This window comes from Streptomyces sp. NBC_01525 (assembly GCF_045040405.1).
Classification (GTDB): Bacteria; Actinomycetota; Actinomycetes; order Streptomycetales; family Streptomycetaceae; genus Streptomyces; species Streptomyces benahoarensis.
In genome coordinates, this window is sequence record NZ_CP109397.1 from 6,337,219 (window position 1) to 6,357,852 (window position 20,634).

16 protein-coding genes and 2 pseudogenes are annotated in these 20,634 nt (G+C 68.9%); 14 read left to right on the top strand and 4 right to left on the bottom strand.

Features of this window, described 5'->3' with window-relative positions:
* Positions 1-23 precede the first annotated feature (23 nt).
* The 7 genes from OG422_RS27495 (at position 24) to OG422_RS27525 (ending at position 8,411) form a co-directional block, all read left to right on the top strand.
* Positions 24-881 (top strand): hypothetical protein, encoded by an 858-nt coding sequence (locus OG422_RS27495; protein ID WP_405746743.1) that lies wholly within the window; start codon positions 24-26, stop codon positions 879-881.
* Positions 878-2,989, top strand: a complete 2,112-nt coding sequence (locus OG422_RS27500; RefSeq protein ID WP_405746746.1) for a hypothetical protein — start codon at positions 878-880, stop codon at positions 2,987-2,989. Before OG422_RS27495 ends, OG422_RS27500 begins: the two co-directional genes overlap by 4 nt.
* 70 nt (positions 2,990-3,059) lie before the next feature.
* The gene (locus OG422_RS27505; RefSeq protein WP_405746748.1) at positions 3,060-4,181 is read left to right on the top strand and encodes a PE-PGRS family protein; all 1,122 of its coding nucleotides are present in this window, start codon (positions 3,060-3,062) and stop codon (positions 4,179-4,181) included.
* Positions 4,182-4,207: 26 nt separating this feature from the next.
* Positions 4,208-4,684 carry a Pycsar system effector family protein gene (locus OG422_RS27510; protein ID WP_405746750.1) on the top strand — a complete coding sequence of 159 codons (477 nt, stop codon included), beginning with the start codon at positions 4,208-4,210 and terminating at the stop codon, positions 4,682-4,684.
* Between the two features lie 306 nt (positions 4,685-4,990).
* On the top strand, positions 4,991-5,947 hold the full coding sequence (locus OG422_RS27515; protein ID WP_405746753.1) for a M48 family metalloprotease: 957 nt from the start codon (positions 4,991-4,993) through the stop codon (positions 5,945-5,947).
* 422 nt (positions 5,948-6,369) lie between these two features.
* On the top strand, positions 6,370-6,507 hold the full coding sequence (locus tag OG422_RS27520) for a hypothetical protein (RefSeq protein ID WP_405746755.1): 138 nt from the start codon (positions 6,370-6,372) through the stop codon (positions 6,505-6,507).
* A gap of 416 nt (positions 6,508-6,923) precedes the next feature.
* Positions 6,924-8,411 (top strand): HEPN domain-containing protein, encoded by a 1,488-nt coding sequence (locus OG422_RS27525; RefSeq protein ID WP_405746757.1) that lies wholly within the window; start codon positions 6,924-6,926, stop codon positions 8,409-8,411.
* 510 nt (positions 8,412-8,921) lie between these two features.
* On the opposite strand, the pseudogene OG422_RS27530 reads toward OG422_RS27525, so the two are convergent.
* A pseudogene (locus OG422_RS27530) lies at positions 8,922-9,140 on the bottom strand (SAM-dependent methyltransferase); the annotation flags it as partial.
* A 724-nt stretch (positions 9,141-9,864) separates the two neighbouring features.
* Here OG422_RS27530 and OG422_RS27535 point away from each other — a divergent pair.
* The 7 genes from OG422_RS27535 (at position 9,865) to OG422_RS27565 (ending at position 16,712) form a co-directional block, all read left to right on the top strand.
* Positions 9,865-10,818: an ABC transporter substrate-binding protein gene (locus tag OG422_RS27535; RefSeq protein WP_405746760.1), complete on the top strand. Its 954-nt coding sequence runs from the start codon at positions 9,865-9,867 to the stop codon at positions 10,816-10,818.
* A 1-nt stretch (position 10,819) separates the two neighbouring features.
* Positions 10,820-11,803, top strand: a complete 984-nt coding sequence (locus OG422_RS27540; RefSeq protein WP_405746763.1) for an amino acid ABC transporter permease — start codon at positions 10,820-10,822, stop codon at positions 11,801-11,803.
* Between the two features lie 14 nt (positions 11,804-11,817).
* Complete coding sequence (locus OG422_RS27545; RefSeq protein ID WP_143939690.1) at positions 11,818-12,570, top strand: amino acid ABC transporter ATP-binding protein; 753 nt, start codon at positions 11,818-11,820, stop codon at positions 12,568-12,570.
* Positions 12,567-13,805, top strand: a complete 1,239-nt coding sequence (locus OG422_RS27550) for a M20 family metallopeptidase (RefSeq protein ID WP_405746766.1) — start codon at positions 12,567-12,569, stop codon at positions 13,803-13,805. The genes OG422_RS27545 and OG422_RS27550 overlap by 4 nt, the downstream gene beginning before the upstream one ends.
* A 161-nt stretch (positions 13,806-13,966) precedes the next feature.
* Positions 13,967-14,827, top strand: a complete 861-nt coding sequence (locus OG422_RS27555) for a MurR/RpiR family transcriptional regulator (protein WP_143939664.1) — start codon at positions 13,967-13,969, stop codon at positions 14,825-14,827.
* A 443-nt stretch (positions 14,828-15,270) separates the two neighbouring features.
* A complete protein-coding gene (locus OG422_RS27560) occupies positions 15,271-15,840 on the top strand; it encodes a TetR/AcrR family transcriptional regulator (RefSeq protein WP_405746769.1) in 570 nt (189 codons plus the stop codon).
* Positions 15,841-16,238: 398 nt separating this feature from the next.
* The gene (locus tag OG422_RS27565; RefSeq protein ID WP_405748021.1) at positions 16,239-16,712 is read left to right on the top strand and encodes a DUF1348 family protein; all 474 of its coding nucleotides are present in this window, start codon (positions 16,239-16,241) and stop codon (positions 16,710-16,712) included.
* Between the two features lie 179 nt (positions 16,713-16,891).
* Here OG422_RS27565 and OG422_RS27570 read toward each other — a convergent pair.
* The 3 genes and pseudogenes from OG422_RS27570 to OG422_RS27580 form a co-directional block, all read right to left on the bottom strand.
* A pseudogene (locus OG422_RS27570) lies at positions 16,892-17,109 on the bottom strand (IS1380 family transposase); the annotation flags it as partial.
* A 369-nt stretch (positions 17,110-17,478) separates the two neighbouring features.
* Entirely contained in the window at positions 17,479-18,678 is a 1,200-nt protein-coding gene (gene alr / locus OG422_RS27575; protein WP_405746771.1) for an alanine racemase, read from the bottom strand.
* A 175-nt stretch (positions 18,679-18,853) separates the two neighbouring features.
* Positions 18,854-20,470, bottom strand: coding sequence for a PucR family transcriptional regulator (locus OG422_RS27580; RefSeq protein ID WP_405746773.1), 1,617 nt, complete (start codon positions 20,468-20,470; stop codon positions 18,854-18,856).
* Positions 20,471-20,634: the final 164 nt, after the last annotated feature.

The window sequence follows — 20,634 nt, forward strand, 5'->3', positions numbered from 1 at the left end:
GCCCGACTGTCCGAGAGGCACCCATGACCCTGGTCCTGACAGAACCCGTCAACCGCACCATTTTGCTGCTGGACATCGAGGACTTCAGCCGACGGGACGATGTGGTGCAGGCCTGCCTGCGCCGGGAACTGCACAACGTGGTGGAGGACACTCTGGCCGCGGCGGGTGTCGAGCGGAACATGCAGTACCGAGAGGACCGCGGGGACGGTCTGATCGTGCTGGTCAGTGCCGACATCCCGAAAACGGTGCTGCTCCGGGCCCTGTTGACGACCATTCCGGATGCGTTGTGCCAGTACAACCGGCTGGCATCGAGCAGCGCGCAGATGCGGCTGCGGATGGTACTGGCCGCAGGAGAGGTCGCTTTCGACCCGAAGCAGGGCACGGTGGGCGGGCTCGTCGGTCACGACCTCAACCAGTCCTGCCGGCTGCTCGATGCCGACGCCCTGCGCGAAGCGCTCGCGCAGCGGGAAGCGGACTGTGTGCTGGGGGTGTCGTCCCCCGTCTACGAAGGCGTGGTGCGCCACGGACACCGCGGACTGCGCCCGGAGGAGTTTCACCACGCGGCGGTGTCCGTGAAGAAGGACCGGCTCGACCTGTGGTTGCACGGGTCGCTGCCGGACGGCACCACCACCCCGGTACCGGAGCCGGCGTCCGCCGGGCGCGGCGGCAGGGGTGCGCACGAGGGTGCCGCCGGGCAGTCTCCGGCGGCTCCTGCCGGGGCGCCTGCGAGCAGCGGGGCGGCATTCGCCTTCAACGGCGGAACGGTGTCGGTCGGCGGAAGCCAGGTCAACGGCGGACAGACCGGGGTCAGCGGCGGCCACGTCACGGGTGACGTGATCATGGGGACGGTCCGGCACGAGGGCCGGAGCGAGCAGGCATGAGCGAGCAGCCCGGTGGCAAGCCATCGGACCGTCCCCAGGGCGACACCGGCCCGGCGGACGGCAAACAGGAGCAGACGAACGACGAGCACACCGAAACGGAGGGTGACCGCCCGCAGGACCCCTGGGCGGCCCGGCGTGATCTGTACGAACACGTCCCGGCCGCGGTCGGCGGCAGCCTCGTCGGCGGCGATCAGACCGGGGTCAGCGGGGGCAGCGTAGGAGGCGACGTTGTCCTCGGCACGAAGGTGGAGCACCACTACCGCTTCGGCGCCACCACCCACACCTCCGGAAACATTCCCCCTGTCGAACTCGACCAGCTGGCCCTGGAGTTCGCCGGATACGAGGAACTTGTGCACCCCCTGTGCGACCGGCTGCGGGAGGAGCGGGTCCTCGTCCTGTACGGCGCGCCCTTCACCGGCCGTCGCAGCGCCGCCCTGATGCTGCTGCGCTCCCTGGACGCCGTGCCCGTACGCGCCATCGACCCCAACACCCGCCCGACCGCGCTGATGGACGAGGTCAACGGCGATCGGCACGGCTACCTCGTCAGCGATCTGGTGACGGGCAGGGAGAACCCGCTGCGCGACATCGACCTGTGGGCCGTGCGGGATGTTCTCCGGGAGAAGGGTGCCTATCTGGTCATCACCGTCGACCTGTTCGCGACCCTGCGGGGCGTCGACCCCGTCCCGTGGCAGCCGCCGTCGCCTCAGGCCGTGCTCCGGTCACATCTGCACGCCTTGGTGGATGATCCGCGGAGGGAGCGCGAGCTGCTGGCGCTGGACCTCTCCCGGGAGTTCCTCGACCGGGACGACCACCAGCTGCGGGAAGCGGCGCAGTTCGCGAAGGCCCTGGCCGGGCACGCGGACGGCACGATCACCCGGGAAAAGCTGGCGGGCGTCGGCCCGGAGCTGGTCCGAGAGCAGGTCAGGGAATGGTTCGGGGACGACGAGACCCTTCTCCGGGACAGGGCTTTCCTCATCTCCCTGTCGGCGTTCGACGAAGCCGCCTACGCCCTGACAGCAGAGCTCAGCGACACCCTGTACGCAGAGTTCCAGAGAACCGAGGACGCCGGGATGGAGCCCCGGGTCGGCATCTTCGGGACGTCCATCACCAAACGCCTGCGCCTGGCCCGAGCCGTCGAGTACCGGAAGGAGGAGCACACCGAGTGGGGCCCCGTGTTCCAGCGCATGGCCCGATTCCAGGAGCCCAGAACCTCTGCAGAGGTCCTCCGCGAGGTCTGGACGAGTCACCCCTCCGCGCGGCCTGCTCTGCTCGCGTGGCTCCGGAAGCTCGCACAGGACGGCCGACCGCTGGTACGTACCCGCGCGGCAGTGACGGCCGCGGTGCTCGCCCAGACCGACCTGCCGTCGGCGATGGCACTGCTCATCGAGGGCTGGGCGAAGTCGAAGGTGTACCGCGACTGCCTCGTCGCCGCCAACGCCCTCGCGGCGGCGCATGCCATCGGTGCCCCGAACATCCCGCAGATCCTGCGCTCCTGGTGCGACGAGGAAGCCGGACCACGGCTTCGCTGGACAGCCATCCGGGCCTACGCCCTGGTGGGCGCCAGGATGCCCGACGAAGCCCTGAAGGCGTTGGCGGAAGCCGCTCGCACCGGGGACGACGAGCAGGAGGCGCAGCACATCGCCGAGTCCGCCGCGCTGCTGCTGAGCGACGAATCGGCGCTGGTGCGCAGCCGGGTGCTGCGGGGCCTGTTCGAAATCATCCGGGACGGCCCTTCCGGCCGCCGACTGGCGCTGCACGCGTTCGTCCTGGCCTGCACGCGCGCCGACAGCCGGCTGATGCTGCGGTGGTACGCGGAGGCCGCCTCGGCGGGCCCGGCCGAGGACGCGCAGCAGCTGTCCCTGCTGTGGCGGACCGCCCTGGGCGATCTGGGGTACACCGCCGACGCGTTGAAGGCGCTGGCCGGCTGGGCCCTGGAGGCGGACGGCGATCCGCAGGCCGAGCAGGAACTGGCGATGCTGCTTCCGACGCTGGTCGGCTCCGACGAGGACCGCAAGCGCCTCGATCACATGCTCATGACTCTGCGTGGTCGCCGCGGGGGTGCGGATGCCCCACCTGCGGTGGCCGACCGTCTGCGGGGCGTGCTGTGAGGGGCCGTCTCTCGTCTGCGGCCACGGGCCGTGAAGTTCCGGAACACCACTGAGTGAGGAGAGAGGAACCATGGCGGAACTCCGTCGCGAACCCGACTGGGACCAGGGCGCGAACCGGCACAGCGAGCTGGTCGACCCGGTATTGACCGTGCGTCAGTTGTCCCGGTTCGACCACCGAAGGGGTTACAGCCGGATCGACAACGCGCTGGTATTCACCACGGACAAAGGGGAGTTCGAGGTCTACCTGCCGCCCCACCGGCCGACGCGCTCCCTGTTCGCCGCGAGGCGGTACACCGCGGTGTACGAGGTCGACATGGGGGTGCACGCCTGTACCGTGTCGCTGCTGCTGCCCAGCGACAACGACGCCTTCGACTTCACCGCCGAGGTGGAGCTGACCTGGCAGGTATCCAGGCCGCAACAGTTCGTGGCCGGCGGAGAACGGGACGTGCCCGCTTTCCTGAGGCGCCGGCTGGAACAGCTGATGTACCCGGTCAGCCGCGGTTTCCCGCTCGACCGGAGCGCGGACGCCGAACGTGCCGTGTACCAAGTTCTCGCCAGAGCAGGCGATTTGGGGGAGGAGGCGGGGCTGCGCACGTCGTACGCCGTGCGGCTCAGGCCGGACGACGCGGCGATCGGCCACCAGCGGGAGCTCCGCCGGATCCGGTACAGCGACGAACAGTTGGGACTGGCGCATGACGTGGTGATGCGGGAGGACCGGCTCAGGGCGGAGCGGGATGTGGAGCAGGCCCGGCACGATCACGAACTCGTCCTGCTGCAGGGCCGCCAGGATGAGGCAGCCAGGAAGCTGGAGCGGGAGAAGGTCCACTACTACGAGTACCACCTCCAGCACGGCGGCGTGGCGATGTGGGCCCTGCACCTGGCACAGCACCCCGAGGATTCCCGGATGGTCATGGAGAGCTTGCAGAGGGACCAACTGGAGCTGATTCGGAGCCAGTCCCAGGCCGCCCTCCAGGTACTGAAAGAAGGGAATCCGGAGGACTACCAGCGTGCGGGACTGAACAAGCAGGCCGTGGAGATCCTGGAGGGGCTCCTCGCACGCAACGTGCCCGGTATCGCTTCTGCTCCTCCCGCACCGGACTACCTGCCCTGGGTCGGGCCCACCGGCACCCCGGTGCATTTCCACAAGCAGCGGGGCGGGTCGTCCGCCGACAGCACCGAGGAGGGGCGATGAGCAGTGGTGGTGTGCAAACTCCGACCGTGGGAGCCCGTCTGCTCACGGAGCTGCGCTCCGAGACAGCTCGTGCGGACAGCAAGGCGTCGCTGCTTCTGGGGGCCATGAGCATGACGGTGAGCCTGCTCGGTGGCCTGATCGCGGCCCGCGGATGGTCTCTATCCGGGCTCTCCGCCCCCGGGAGTGTGCTGTTGTGGGTGGCCATGTCAGCTCTGGCCGGCGCACTGGGATGCCTGCTCCTCGCCATCCTGCCCCGGTATGGCACCAATCGGTGGTCTCCGGGGCGGCCGTTGACGTATTTCGACGACATCCGCCGTGCCGCGGAGAGCGGTCGGCTCGCCGAGGCCCTCGCTGTCACCGAGACACACCAGGCCGACGGAGTACTGGAGGCGCTGGCCCAGAACAGCCGCATCGTCGGTGCCAAACACCGGTGGATCCGCACCGGTCTGGCTGCCTACTGCGCGGGCGTGGTGCTTCTGCCCCTCGCGCCGCTCGTCGGCTGAACGCGCCGCGCCGGCCTGCTTCTTACCGCGTCGTCACGATCCGGCCGTATGCCGAGACAGGAATCTTTTATGATCACTCCCTTCGACTCCACCCACCCCGGTCGCATTTCCCTGCCCGGAGCTCCGCCTTATCCGGCCGCTGTTCCCTTTCCGTCCCCGTACGGTCCGGACGAGGCGATTCCGCCTCCACCGCCGTACCCGGGCAGCGCGACACCGTCCGAGGCCGCACACCCCGCCGGGAAGCCGGAACCGCAGTCCGGTTCCGGGAAGCGCGCGCCGCAAGAGGGTCTCGGCCGTCGTGGGCGTGTGCACCTCGCCAAGCGGCAGCGGGGCATCGACGCCACGGCTGTGGGTCAACTACTGCTGCAGTTGCCCTCGTTCCTCGCCGGCCTGGTGATCGTGGCGACACTCTCCCACCTCCTGTTCCCCGGCACGGGCTGGTTGGGGATCCTGCTCTGGCTCGCTTCAGGTGCCATGGCGTTTCACCGGCCCACCGAGAGAGCCCTGGCCCGTCATCTGCTGAACCTCCGTCACCCCACCCCCGGGGAATTGAACCGGCTGGAACCCCTGTGGCGGGAAGTGACGGCGCGGACGGGTGTAGAGGGCCGCGCCTACGAGCTGTGGATCGAGGACAGCGATCACCTCAACGCCCTGGCCGCGGCGGGTCACATCGTGGGCGTCACCCGGTTTTCACTGGAGCGTCTGTCTGATGGTCAGCTGGCCGCCGTCCTCGCTCATGAGTTGGGGCACCACGTCCGTGGTCACGCGTGGTCGTTGATCCTGGGGCAGTGGTATGCGGTTCCGGGGCGGTTTGCGTGGACCGCTGTGCGGAGGCTGATCCGGCTCGTCACCGTCGTGGGCCGTGGGCGCATGAGCTTCTGGGCGGCAGCATTGTTTCTTGCGGTGGGCGCCATCGTGCTGGCGGCCGCGTGGGAGTACTGGTTCCTCACCCTGACGCTGGTGGCCGCTCCGTATCTGCTCGCCGCCGTGACCCGACGGACCGAACTGAGGGCGGATCACCATGCGGTAGCGGCTGGTTTCGGGCCGATGCTCGCCGAGGTGTTGCACTTGATGCAGGCGACGGAACGGGAGGGCGGGCATGCGACGGCTTCCGCTCTGTCCGGGTGCAGCAAGACGGCTGGGGTTGACCTGGGAACCGCTGCTCGCGGCGGTAGGCGGAGTCTTTCGGGCAAGCTCCTGTCCTCGCACCCCGACTATTACACGCGCCTGCACCACCTGGCGCCGTATCTGGAGCGGCGATGAATCTGCTCCAAGTCGGATCTTGGTGCTGCGCTGCCGCCGGTGCCGTCTACGTGCGGGCCAGATCGACACCGGTCCTGGTGCACAACCGCGGCAGCTACCTCACCGGATACGCCGACTCGTGCACATGCGAAGGCGTCGGCGAGATCACCTACCAAGGCATCGACGAGGCCACGTGCGGGGCGGACGCCACCGGCAGCCTCACCTCTCGCGCGATCCAGCGCCTTCGGCAGCGGGTGTCTCGGACGCGGACGTCAAGCGGTTCTGGCCAGGGAAACGTTCTCCTACTACCGCGACGGCCAGCACAATCTGGGCGACCACGGTCCCGAGCCCAAGGTGTTCGTCGCCAGACCATCGACGGAACATGAACACCGTGATGGCCGGTGTGACGAAGGCCTACACCCACGTCTCCGGGGAGGTTGAGCATGGCGGAGGCCGACATCACCTACGACGCGGTGTCGAACGTGGCCTACATCCATCTCACCCACGCGGGGGAGCATCCGCAGTCGGCGCAGCGTGTACCCCTGCGACCCGGACGCGGTGAACGGGATGATCAGCCTTGATTTCGACGCGGACGGCATCCTGATCGGCATTGAGGCGCTGGACACCCGCTCCAAGCTGCCGCGGCTACGTGCTCGACGTGGTCCGACGGCTGGGCGCTGGCGAGGTGTGAGGCGACCCTCGATGAGTACGCCGCCGGGTACGGGCCCGAGCCCGTACCCGGCGGCATGCTCACACCTATCGAGTTCGAGCTGAGGACAATCCCCTGGATCGCCCAGCGTCCAGCAAATCGACTCCAAGTAAGCCGGGGCACAACAAAGCCTTTATCGGACCGGGAGCGGTTCAATCAGCACCCGGAGCCGCGCCTTGTCGCCAGCCCCGGCTGTTTTCTTCCGCGCGACACAACCCAGGGATAATTCGGTAGAGCACTGTGCGCGAACTTGCGAACGCACGCTTCCGTACGACAGGAAAGGTGGTCATGATGGGCAGCGACCCGCTGAATCTCGACGCGTCAGGCGAGTGGGCTGGTTTGTGGTGGCTGCCGGAAGACCCTGGGTACCAGGTGCCAGGCGTGCTCCGCTACGAGCCCGAGTGCGGCTTGACACTCTCTTTGATCGGCGCGTTCGAGGACCGAGTCACGACGACGCCCGCTCCCGGCGTGCTGATGGTTCATGAGGGCCGCCGAACGTGGGGTGTGATCCATGGCGCCGCCGATCAGCGTGAGATCAGCCTCTTCGGCTGTCTTCCCAGCGGTAGCCAGCGGACCTTCGGCGCGCGGGTAAAGACCCCCGACAAACAGACGGTCTTGGCAACGACGGCACTCATCGGGGCGCATGTCGGCGGTGAAGACGAGGCGGCGTTCTCCACAACAGAGGTGTCGGTGGAGGACCTCGGGCGTTGGGCGGCATCGTCAGTTCTCGAGGGGTTCCTGGGTGCGCCCGGCGGGCGTCCTGATGGGAGTGGCACCATTTCCGTTAAGCCCGTGGAGGCGCAGTCGGCCGAAGTCGACGGGACTGAGTTCGTGCTCACGCACCGCCACACGCTGCCGTTCTTCGACCAGCGTCGGGGCGGAACCGTTGGTCGCATGAGTGATACCGCGTACATGCAGATCACCCGGCGCGAGACGTCCTCATTGAATGATGCGATTGGCTATGCCCGGTTGATACAAGACCTGATCTCCCTTGCCACTCACCGTGCTGCAGGCATGATCTGGGTACGCCTGAAACTGGCCCTGGACGATGCTGTGTCGGAGTCCGGCGGGCCGCGGCTGGAGCGGAATGCTGACGTGCTGTACTCGCCCTTTGTGGTCGGGAAGCACGATGCGAAGGCAGTCGCTCATCATCGTGTGTTCTTCACGTGCGAGGCTCTACCCTTTGAGGAGATCATTCCCCGCTGGTGCGGTATGCACGAGCGGCTGCAGCCCGCGACGAACATGGTTCTGGGGCTTCGATACGCGCCAGCACGGTACGTCGAAAACAATCTTCTGATGGCGGTGGGAGCGGCTGAGGTGCTGCACCGTGGCTTTGACATGGATGAACCGCCGATCCCACCGGAGGATTTCAAGCCGATGCGGGAAGCGATGCTGGCTCAGGTGCCCGAGGAGCATAGGAAGCGGATCCGTGGCTCCCTCCGCAATGACCCGACGCTCAGGGATCGGTTGTACGCACTCGCGGCCCGCCCCGACCAGGAGGCGCTGTCCACGCTCGTGCCTGACGTGGACCAGTGGGCCAGGCGCACGACTCGAGCGCGAAACGACCTGGCCCACGAGGGGCGAACCCCCAACCACGAGTTCGAGGAGCTGATCGCCATTGTGGATGTGACCACTGCGGTGGTTATTCTGAATCTGCTGAACGAACTCGGGTTGCCAGCCGAACGTCAACGAGAGGTCGTGCGTGACCACCCGCAGTTGCGCGCTACGGCCAGGAGTGCACGGGACTGGCTGAGCACGTCTGAGGTGGACTCCTAAGTCGGCTCGTTCGACTCTCGGGTGGAGTAAATATCCAATCCGCTGGTAACTCGGTCCACTTGTTCCGGTCGTATCCCGTTGATATCAGCTCCTCAGCCAATGTCGCAGTTGCCTCACGTACGTAGTCAGTCTTGGAGGTAGCCCTCGCCAGCCACACTCTTGGCCTCCAGAGAGTGGCCGAGCCTGGCAGGCCGGACGGCCAGGTTGTTCAAGCCCACGGCAAAGTCCGCGTAGACATCGACTTCTCGCAGTTCGGCAACGTCGCGAGACAGCCCGACGCCACCTCGGCGGCCCGCAGCGTAGGGTGCCTTACCTGGGCGGGCGCCCGCCGACTAGAGCGGCCTGCGTGTCGCTACCCTGGGGTTGCATCAACGGAGTTTGGTGGACACCAATATCGATAATCCCGACCGCCGGATTCGCTTGTCGTTTCTCGGGTGGCGCTGGCGCGGCCACGACTGCAGGGCCGATTTCCGGCCGCACCGAGTGAGAGGGGGCGGGACCGACGACGCCGTGGGGTACGGGTTCGATGCCCACCACCGGCACGCCGCGTTCCCGGAGCGGGACGCCCACTCGTCCGGTTCCGATGGCGAACTCCAGTGCCCGGCCGTCTCCGGCGAGTTCGGCGAGGAAGGCGAGGGCCGGTGCGAGGACGGCGGCCGAGGACCTCTCGGTCTCCTCGGCGTCGTAGCGGTCGGCGCTCGCACGGGTCCACAGCTCACTGCTCGTCACGGCGGCCACTGTGCCAAGCGCGGCGGGGGGCTATCCACGTCTTGGCTTACATCGGCCCCGAGCACACGGCCCCTGGGGCCAGGTGCAGACCTTCAGGGCACCGGTATGGCTCGGGAGCACACGGGGTTCACGGTAGCGGTGCGGTCGTTCTCGTCAGTGCACCGGCGCAGCATGCCGCAGGCGGCGAGCGGGTCGTTCCGGCAGGTGAGCGTCGGACCTCATCCGGTGACGGCTTCGCGGTGATCCCCAAGCCCAACGCACCCACGACGCACTGCCGCCCACCGCATGACCGTTGGCACCTGACCACTGCCCCAGCTCAGGGCGCAGGACCCGACTCTGCCGGGGCTGGCTCACCAGCTCGAACAAGTCATGCCGCGGGCTCACCGCACACCGGCGGTCGTGGCGTCCTGGACATGGGCGGCATCCGAGACCGGACGGGGTGTCGCGGGTGCGTCGGGATGGGGAGGTCGTGCGGAAACAGGCATTACAGACTCTTCTTAGAGGCAAGGTTGTGTAACGCCGCCCTGGGGGGGCTGCCTTCGCGCTCTCTCAAGAGGGGCTGGTAAATCGCCGGATGGTGAGTGGGGAGGGCTGGCCGGTGCAACGCTTCACCAGACCGTAACGTGCGTTACATCTATCCAATCTCATGGGCTCCATGTAATTTCCTCTTCGTGCTCGTCGTCGGCGTTTCCCGCCGGCAGTACGTCAGAGGAAGGATTCGACCGTGGTGCACACCCGCCTGACCCGTCATGTGACCGCCGCAGCCGTTCTGCCGGCCGTGGCCGTGGCCACACTCACCGCGTGTGGCGGTCAAGCCGCCAGTACGGCGGCGCCACCCGCCCGTGTCACCGTCGCGGGGGCGCAGATCACCCGAGACGCGGCGCTCCACGATGCGCTGCCGGCCGGCATCAAAGACAGCGACACGGTGCGGGTGGCGACCGATGCGCCCTACGCGCCGTTCGCGATGTTCGTCACCGAGGGCAAGCCGGACCTGACCGGTCTGGACTACGACCTGGGGCAGGCGCTGGGCGCCAAGCTCGGCGTGCGGTTCGCCTTCACGCCGCAGAAGTTCGACGGCATCGTGCCGGCCGTCCAGGCGGGGAAGTTCGACGTCGCCATGTCGGCGCTGACCGACACCAAGGAGCGCAGGCAGGTCCTGGACTTCGTGGACTACTCGGTTTCCGGCTCGGGGGTGTTGGTCGCCAAGGGCAATCCGGCCCGGATCGCGAAACTGGACGACCTGTGCGGCCGCAACGTGGGCGTCGAGGCCGCCACTCACCAGCTTCAGCTGCTCCAGGCCCACCAGGCCGCGTGCAAAGCCGCAGGCAGGCCACAGATCGGCATCCAGACGTTCCCCAAGGACTCCGACGCGCAGCTCGCGCTGCGCTCGGGCAAGGTCGTGGCCGATGTGCTGACCAAGCCCGCGGCCGGTTGGACGGCCAAGACCGCCGACGGCGGCGGCGCGTTCGAGGTGGTCGACGACCCCTCGGCGAGCGCCGGCTACGGAGCCACGCCCAACGGCATCGGCGTCAGCAAGAACCTTCCGCAGCTCACCGAAGCCATCCGCAAGGCACTTCAGCAGCTGATCGACGAGGGCACGCTCACCAGGATCTGCGACAAGTACGGCGCGGCGTCGATCGCGGTGAAGCAGGCCACGAAGAACGGGATGGTGTCCTGACATGGCAGCCTCTACCGCACCCGTGCCCGCCGGCACCGACGCCGTCCGGTCCGACGAGGCGCCGCCGCAGGACCTCCTGGTGGTTCCCGTGCGGCACTGGGGCCGGTGGATCGCCGCCGTGGCGGCGGTGACCGCGCTCACCGGACTCATCGGGTCGCTGGCCAACAACGCCAATCTGCACTGGGACATCGTCGGCCACTACCTCTTCGCCGGCCTGATCTTCGACGGCCTCGTCACGACACTGTGGCTGACCGCCGCGGCCATGGTCCTCGCCCTGGGGCTCGGCACACTCATCGCCGTGATGCGGCGCTCGACCAATCCCGTCCTGTACAGCCTGGCCACCGCGTTCGTATGGGTCTTCCGTGGCACCCCGCTGCTTGTCCAGATCATCTTCTGGGGCTATGCCGGGGCCCTGTACAAGTACGTGATGATCGGTGTCCCGTTCACGCACATCACTTTCCTCCAGGCGGACACCAACAGCCTGCTGACGCCGGCGGTGGCCGCGCTGCTGGCCCTGGGGCTCAATGAGGCCGCGTACGCCAGCGAGATCATCCGCGCCGGCATCCAGTCCGTCGACGAAGGGCAGACGGAGGCCGCGTACTCGCTCGGCATGCGGCCGGCGCTGACCATGCGGCGCATCGTGCTGCCGCAGGCGATGCGGGTCATCATCCCGCCCATGGGCAACGAATCGATCAACATGCTGAAGATGACCGCCTTGGTGTCGGTGATCTCCGCGCACGACCTGATGTCCAACATCCAGGACGTGTACGCCCAGAACTACCAGGTCATTCCCCTGCTGGTGGTGGCCAGCATCTGGTATCTGATCCTCGTCACTCTGCTGAGTTTCCCGCAGTCCTGGCTGGAGCGCCGTTACGGACGCGGCACCGCCCGAAGCGGGCGCACCAGCCCGCTACGGCGTCTGCTCACCGGGTCCGCAAGTCGCCTGCGCGTCCTCGGATCCGGCCCGAACCACCAGAAGGGATGACCGTGACAACCCCCATGGTGCACGCCGAGGGCGTGCGCAAACACTTCGGAAGGCTCGACGTCCTCAAGGGCATCGATCTGACCGTGGAGCGCGGTCAGGTCTGCTGTCTGCTCGGGCCGTCGGGCTCTGGGAAGTCCACATTCCTGCGCTGCATCAATCACCTGGAGAAGGTCGACGCCGGGCGACTGACCGTCGACGGTGACCTCGTGGGCTACCGGCAGCAGGGCAGCAAGTTGCACGAGCTGCGGGAGAGGGAAGTCGCCCGGCGCCGCCGCGACATCGGCATGGTCTTCCAGCGCTTCAACCTTTTCCCTCACATGACGGCCCTTCAGAACGTCATGGATGCCCCGGTCAAGGTAGCCGGTGCCGACAGCGCACAGGCGCGGCTCGATGCCGAACGTCTGCTGGACCGGGTCGGCCTGGCCGACCGGGCGGGCCACTATCCGGCCCAGCTGTCCGGCGGCCAGCAGCAGCGGGTCGCCATCGCCCGCGCCCTGGCGATGAAACCCAAGCTCATGCTCTTCGATGAGCCCACCTCCGCCCTCGACCCGGAACTGGTCGGGGACGTCCTTCAGGTCATGCGGCAACTCGCAGCGGACGGCATGACCATGGTCGTGGTCACCCACGAGATCGCCTTCGCCCGCGAGGTCGCCGACACCGCCGTCTTCATGGACGAAGGAGTCGTCGTCGAATCCGGCCCGCCGCGCCAGGTCCTGGCCGATCCGGAGCAGGAGCGCACCCGCACGTTCCTGTCCAAGGTCCTGTGACCGCCCTCTCGCGGCAGCACCGCGACACACCCGCCGACGACCCGGCCGTCACGGCCGCGCTGCTGGCCCAGGCCGAAGCCCGGCTCGACGGCTACCTCCGGGATCTGGCCGAGCTGGTGTCGATCGACTCCGGCTCCTACAGCCCCGACGGCGTCAACCTCGTCGCCGAGTGGACCGCGGCCCGGCTGGAGGCGATCGGCTTCGCCACGCAACGGATCGCGCTCCCACCGGCCCATGGCGACCGGTCCGGTGACGTCCTGGTGGCCCGCAACGCCGGCCGCCTGTCGCAGGCCGACGGCGGCCGGCGGATCCTGCTGGCGGCCCACATGGACACCGTCTTCGAGGACGGTACAGCCGCCGCACGGCCGTTCCGCATCGCCGGCTCGCTGGCCCACGGCCCCGGCGCCAGCGACGACAAGGGAGGGCTGCTGGCCGGCCTGACCGCCCTGGAGATCCTGCACGCCGCCGGCCTGGACGACTACGCCGAGGTGGTGTTCCTCGCCACCCCGGACGAGGAGATCGGATCGCCGGCCAGCCGCCCCGTCACCGAACGCACCGCGCACGGCATGCACTATGCGCTGGCACTGGAGTGCGCACGGGAGAACGGGGATCTCGTCGTCGCCCGCAAGGGCGTGGCGGACTACCTGCTCCGCGTCACCGGCCGCGCCGCGCACGCCGGCATCGAACCTGAGCGGGGAGCGAATGCCGCCCTCGCGGCGGCGCACCTGGTCCTCGCCCTTGAGGGACTCAACGACGACGGGGGAGACGTGACTGTCAACGTCGGCGTCGTGCGCGCGGGCAGCCGGGCCAACATCGTCTGCCCCGAGGCGGAACTGCGCGTCGAGGTGCGGTCGCCAACCGCCGCGGGTTTGGACCGTGCTCGCGCCGCGATCGAAGCCGCCGCGGCCCGCCCCACCGTTCCCGGTACAACGGTTCAGGTCCAGGAGCTGGAGGTATGCCCGCCCATGCCGGACACGCCCGCTTCCCGTCGCATCTTCGCGCACGCTCTGCGGGCCGGGCAGCAGCTGGGCCTGTCGATGGGCGCCGCGGCGACCGGCGGCGTCGGTGACGCCAACCTCATCGCCGGATGCGGTGTGCCGGTGCTGGACGGGCTCGGGCCGGTCGGTGGGGCCGACCACTCACCGGAGGAATGGCTCGACGTGACATCCGTTCCCGCCCGGATCGCCCTGCTCGCCTCCCTCATCGCCCGCCTCGGCGATGCCCGCACCGGCTGACCCATCGGCCTCCCGCACCGGCGGTGTGCCCGCCGGCCGGTGCGGGAGCCCATGCCTGCCGCCGTGATCCCTGCCTGGTGCCCGCCTCGCCACCGCCGGTGGCGAGGCGGGCACTAGGCTCGACGGGACAACGATCTCGCTCACGACAGAAAGGCACGACGATGGACTCCAGCGCCCTCGCCGAGGAGATCCGGCAGAAGCTGGGGGATCTCAGCCCGGCTGAACGCAAGGTCGCCCGCGTGCTGCTGGCCGGCTACCCGTCCGCCGGCTTCGAGACCGTCGCGGTGCTCGCCGAACGCGCAGGGGTCAGCGCTCCCACCGTCATCCGCTTCGTCAACCGCCTCGGCTACCGGGGCTTCCCCGACTTCCAGGCTGCGCTGCGCACCGAGCTCGACGAACGTCACGCCTCCCCTCTGTCGCTGTACGCCACACCCGGATATGGCCGCGAACCGCAGGCGCGCGAGCTCACGGCGGATCAGATACTCGGCACGGCGGTCACCCGCACGCTCGCTGAACTGCCGCCCCACGACCTGGAACGGGCCATCCAGCTCCTGGCCGATTCCAAGCGCCGGATCACGCTGGCCGGCGGCAGGTTCACCCACCTGCTCGCCCAGTACCTCGGACTGCATCTGATGCAGCTGCGCGACGACGTGCGCTTCCTGCCCGACCGCCACGTGGAGCGCACCGCGGTCCTCACCACGCTCAGCCGCCGCGACGTCCTGGTCGTGTTCGACTACCGGCGTTACGAGGCCGACAAACTGGTCATGGCGCAGATGGCGCAGGAACAGGGCAGCCGCATCGTCCTGTTCACCGACACCTGGCTCTCCCCGGTCACCCAGCACGCCGAGGTCGTCCTGCCCAGTCAGGTCACCGCCCCCTCCCCCTACGACAGCTTCGTGCCGACCCTGGCAGTCACCGAGACGATCGTTGCCGGCGTCCTCAACACCCTTGGTGAGAACGCCCGCCGCCACCTGCAGGCCGCCGAGGAAGCTGCCGACAGGGCCGGGCTGTACCGCCGCTGACCCGGGCCCGGGGCCGCCGCGCCCTCGGAGTTGGTCAGCAGGGCCCGGGCCGTACCGGGCCAACCCGTCGGCTGTGCGGCTACGCCGCCCCCGGGCGCACGCGAACCTGATCACGCAGGGCCGCGGATTGCCCGCACTGAATATGTGGGCAAGCCACTTGAAGTGGATCTCGGGGTAGGGGACTGAGCCGCTGAGTTTCGCATCCTCGGGGCGCCATGTACGCCATGGATGCAGGCCGGAAGGGCCCCATGGCACGCGAAGGGCGCGGGGTGAGGAGAGGCCGAGTCGCGTAGGGCACGGTCCAAGGGGCGCGAGCTCTATGACGACGGACTGCCCGCAGTGGTCGCAGGAGCGACGGCCTGCCGGGGAGGGCGGAGAGCGATCGTTCTCCAGGCCCTGCTGTACCCTACGAGAACGATGGTTCTCGCGCAAGGGATGCACTGATGCTGGAAGAGGAGACGGCCAGGGAGCGGGTCCTGGATGCGGCCGAAGAGCTGTACTACCAGCGCGGGGTGCAGGCCGTCGGCATGGACGCGGTCCGCAACGCCTCGGGGGTCTCCCTCAAGCGGCTCTACCGGCTGTACCCCTCCAAGGGTGACCTGGTGGAGGCGTATCTGCGTCGGCGCGACGCCCAACTGCTGCAGCGGCTGGTCGGGTACGTGGACACGGTGGACGGTACGCCACAGGACCGCGTCCTGGCGGTTTTCGACTGGCTGTACAGCTGGTTCAGCGAGTCCGACTACCGTGGCTGCGCCTTCATCAACTCCTACGGGGAGCTGGGTGCCGCCTCGCCCGCGGTGGCCGAAGCCGCCCGGAAGCATAAGGCGGCGTTCCGGCGCCGTGTCGCTGACCTGGTGGCTGCCGCGGGGCTGCCGGCTTCCCTTGCCGACCAGCTCTCCCTGCTCGCCGAGGGCGCCATCACCACCGCAGCCATCTCCCGCACTCCCGAGCCCGCCCGCACGGCCCGCGACGCGGCCCAGGCCCTGATCGAAGTCTCTCGTACCGCCGCCTGACCTGCTGGTACGTCTCTCGCCCGGATGTCTTTGCGGGCGTGGTGACGTCGGGTCGGTTCCGGTGGTGCGCGGCCCCCGTCGGCGTACTGCGTTGTCCGGCAGTGAGCGGTCCGGCCCCTTGGTGGCCGTCGCCTGCAGGGCATGCGGCGGCGCGGCGCACCGATGCCCGGTTCGGAGATCTCGCGGTGGTACGTGTTCGTCGTCCTTTGGTGAAGGGGCCCGTTCTGCGCTTGCATGAGAACGATCGTTCTCCTAGGGTGGCGCATCAGGGGAACGATCGTTCTCTGCTGGTGCTGGTGCTGGTGCTGGTGCTGGTGCTGGTGCTGGTGCTGGTGCTGGTGCTGGTGCTGGTGTCCCTACGTACGTCCGAGAATCAACAGCACGCGCAAGGAGTCGACATGGCTGACGAATCGCGTCCGCCCTTCCCGCCGTTCACCCGGGAAACAGCCATCGAGAAGGTCAGGCTGGCCGAGGACGGGTGGAACACTCGCGACCCGGAGCAGGTCGCCCTGGCCTACACGGTGGATTCGCGCTGGAGGAACCGCGCGGAGTTCGCCACCGGCCGCGACGAGATCGTGGCCCTCCTCACCCGCAAGTGGCAGCGAGAGCTGGAGTACCGGCTCATCAAGGAGCTGTGGGCCTTCGACGGGAACCGGATCGCCGTGCGCTTCGCCTACGAATGCCGCGACGACTCCGGTAACTGGTATCGCTCGTACGGCAACGAGAACTGGGAGTTCGACGAGGACGGCCTGATGCGACGCCGCTACGCCTGCATCAATGACCTTCCCATCAAGGAGTCGGAGCGCACGTTCCACTGGCCGCTGGGGCGCCGCCCTGACGATCACCCCGGCCTGAGTGACCTCGGCCTCTGACCGTCCGATGCCGCGCCGTGGGTCCAGTCCCGACCCTGGACCTACGGCGGGCGTTTGTCATAAGTCGAATTTCGGCCTGACTCCACCGGGTGGATTTCTGCTGGTAGGTGCGGGTGATCACCGGGTGGCCGTCCCGGTGGCGGGGTCTGCGAGACCTTGATCGTGGGCGGGCAGGGCGACGAGGCGGGCAGCGGGGTGCAGTGCGCGGCCAGGTTGCACGTGAACAGCCGTGCTGCGGACTGCAGTGGGCGCACGTGCCCCTGGTGAACGCGCGCAGAAAACTGCCCAGCGTGGACGGCGCCCGCACCCCGGCGAACGCCTTCGCCATCGCGCCGTGCCGCAGCACGCCCACGTCGTCGATGCTGTCCGCACCCGCGAGCATGCCGGCGACCAGCGACATCGCCCAGTCGTCACAGACGATCGCGATCCTCGCCTCTCGCCGGTAGAGGCTGCCCAGGTAACGGCAGAACTCCAGGCATGCGTGTGCTTCTTGATCGGTTTGATGTGGCCGTAGAGCTTCGACGCGGGCCTTCCTGGCGGTGCAGTCCGGGGCACGGGAGGTCTTTGGTCTCACCTCCTCAGCTCGCAGTGGCGCACAGCGGCACGGGAACCTACCACGGAGGTCTCACCCACGTCTGAGCCGTACGCCCACCCGTACCACGACATCCGGCACGCGGGACGGGCCCCCTCGTCCCCGGGGCATCGTCCGGCAGGTCGCGGGCCCGTTCCACACCGTCCACGGTCAGGGACGGTGAGCGGGTCGACGTCAGCGTTCGTCCGGGCTGAAACCATCGGTGTACGAACGCGGTACGCGGGCACCGATGCGCGTGACGATCTCGTGGGAGATGGTGCCGGCGGCACGCGCCCAGTCCTCGGCGCCGGGCTCTCCGTGGTCTCCGGGGCCGAAGAGCACGACCTCGTCGCCGACTGCGGCCGTGCCGTCGTCGAGGTCGACGACGAACTGGTCCATGCAGACCGTGCCGGCCACCGTGCGCCAACGGCCTGCGGCGAGGACAGGGACGGTGCCGGAAGCGTGCCGCGGTACGCCGTCCGCGTACCCCAGCGGGACCAGCCCGAGCGTCGTCTCACAGGAGGTGCGGTGGCGGTGGCCGTAGGAGACTCCTTGTCCGGCGGGGACGCGCTTGACGGAGACGAGCCGCGCGGTGAGCGTCATGGCCGGCCGTAGTCCCAGGGCGGCCGGGGCGGCCAACTCCGGCACCGGGCTCAGCCCGAAGAGCGCCAGCCCGGGGCGCACAAGGTCGAAGTGGGTGTGCGGGAGGGTGAGTGTGGCGGCCGAGTTGGCCAGGTGCAGGACTTCAGGGCTCAGCCCTGCCTTGTGTGCCAGCTGAACCGCGTCCCGGAAGTTCTCCACCTGCCGATCGCATGCGGGATGGCCAGGAGAGTCGGCGTGGGCCAGATGAGACCAGATCCCGACGACTCGGACATGCCCGGATGCCTGCGCGCGTGAGGCGGCCTCGACCAGTGCAGGCCAGTGGGCGGACGAGGCGCCGCCGCGCCCCAGCCCGGTGTCGATCTTCAGGTGCAGCAGGCCGGGGCGGCCTGCCGCCTGTGCCGCCTGTGCCGCCGCCTCGACCGCCCAGGTGGCGCCGGCAGACAGTTCGATTCCTTCGGCCAGGGCGGAAGTCCAGTCGTCACCGGGGGCCAGCAGCCAGGCGAGGATCCGGCTGCTGATGCCCGAGGCGCGCAGTATCAACGCTTCCTGCATGCGGGCAACGCCGATCCACGTCGCGCCACCGGCCAGCGCCGCGCGGGCGCAGGGAACCATGCCGTGCCCATAGCCGTCGGCCTTCACCACGGCCATTACTTCGGCGGAACCTGCCGCATCGCGCAGCCGGGCCGCGTTGTCGCGGATCGCCGCGAGATCGATCCGGGCCTCCGTGAGCGGCGTTTTCCCCTCCGCCGGGTGCGTGTGGTTGGTGGCCTTGTGGGGACTGCCGATTGTCACGCCGTCGTCCTTCCATGGAATCCACCCGATGCCCCGTTGGGCTACAGGTGGAGCCATGATGGCGATGGGGGCGATGTGCCGTCATCGTGCGCATCGCACTGCGTTGCGGCGATCCGGAGTGCGGCTGGGACAACGACGGCGTGAACGCGCCGGGGCACCGCAGGGGACACTCCCGTCAGGCGTGGTGGTACTCCTTGGCGCGTGGGCCGGTCTCCGTGCCGTAGCGGAGGGCTGTGAGCTGAAGGAGTAGTGCGAAACGGACGTCCGGGCTGTCCAGGTGCAGCTCCACGACGTCCTGCAGGCGACGCATCCGGTGGCGGAGCGTGTTCGGGTGGATGTGCAGCCTCGCGGCGGTGGCCTTGGGATCGCCCATCTCCTCCAGCCAGGCTTCCAGAGTCGGCACGTAGCTGGTGCGGCACACGCGGTCGTGGTCCACGAGGCGTCGCAGAGGTCCGATCTCCGTGGTCCGGGCGGTTGAGGCGGCCAGGGCGGCCCGGCGGAGGACCACCTTGGCCCACACGTCGTCGTGGACGGCCTGGGAGCTCGTGAGTATCCCGGTCCTGAGCAGTCCGAGCGTGTCGTCGGCCTGCTCCTGGGAAGTGGCCAGCTCCGGAACGGAGGCTGCGAGTCCGCCCACGGCGACGAGGGGCGTGGCCCGGCCGGTGGCCTCGCCGAGCTCACGCAGCCAGTCGGAATGGCGTCGGGACGCAGGGGCCACGGCCCCGGCATCCACCACGCCGTAGACCACGTCGCCGATCACGGCCGCTGGTGAGTGCAGACGTGAGCCGGGGAACCGGGACAGCCGTTCCCGGACCGTCAGGCGCTGGGCCTCGGCCTCGTCAGCACCGTCGCAGCGCACGTCCACGGCGATTACCCGCCAGGGGCCAGCCGTCAGCCCGAGGAGGCGTGCTGCGTCCGCGGCACCCTCCTTCCCGTGCAGCACTCGCGCCACCAGGTCCGTCAAGACCAGGCGCTGCCTGTCAGCCTCCGCACGCCGACGGAGCAGGTGCAGGGCCGCAGCGTTCGCGGCGGCCGCGAATGCCGCCCCTCGCTCGGCCGGGACCGGGCCCGGAACGATGGCCCATATCGAGCCGAGGATGTCCCCTCCTGCGCGCATGGGCACCACGAGTCGTGGCTTGGTGCCCTCGACGACAGCAGGGACGAAGATGGGCCTCGTGTCCCGGGCTATCTTGCGAAAGACGCCGTGCCGCCGGTAGTGCGCATTCACCTCGTCGGGAACGTTCCGGCCCACGATCGTCGCCACGCGTGCCGCGTCGCCGCACTCCTGCCGCGTGGAGTAGGCAAGTACGCGCGAACTGCGGTCCTCGATGGTCACCGGGGCGTCGATGATGCCGGCGATCGCGTCGGCCACCTCGAACAGGTCCCCGGATTCGGCCATCCCCAAGCCTGCGGCGGACTCTGCCAACCCCTCGCTGTCCAGCGCCGCCCGCAACAGTGACACCACCTGGGCCCACCCTGCCTGCTGCGCGACCTGCACCAGTGCCACTCCCGTGGCGCTCGCCGCTGCGGTCACCTCCGCGTCAACGGCCGCCGGTGCCTTGAGCAACAGCGCGCCCGCGGACTGCAGGGCGCACTGCGACAGCAGTCGAAGCGCCGCCCTCCTGTCGGTCAGGTTCACGCCAAGAACGACGTCACCCGGGCGCAGTTCAAGCTCACCGTGGGGTTCGGCGATCACCACCTCGCCCACCGGGACGGAAGCCCCGCCAGGAGCGCACACCTCTGACAGCACGGACGGTCCCACGGCGTCGAGAAGCCACTGGACACTGATCATGGGCACCACCTGCTCGCCTCATCCGACTCATCATCCTGCACCACACCTGGCCCCAGCCCCGAGGAGGAGTGAAGCAGGTGCGGTCTTCCGCGAATGAGGTGCCCCGCGGATGCCGGACGCCGGGCCCGCCCGGTGAGGGGCCCCTCACGGAAAGCGGAGGTCAG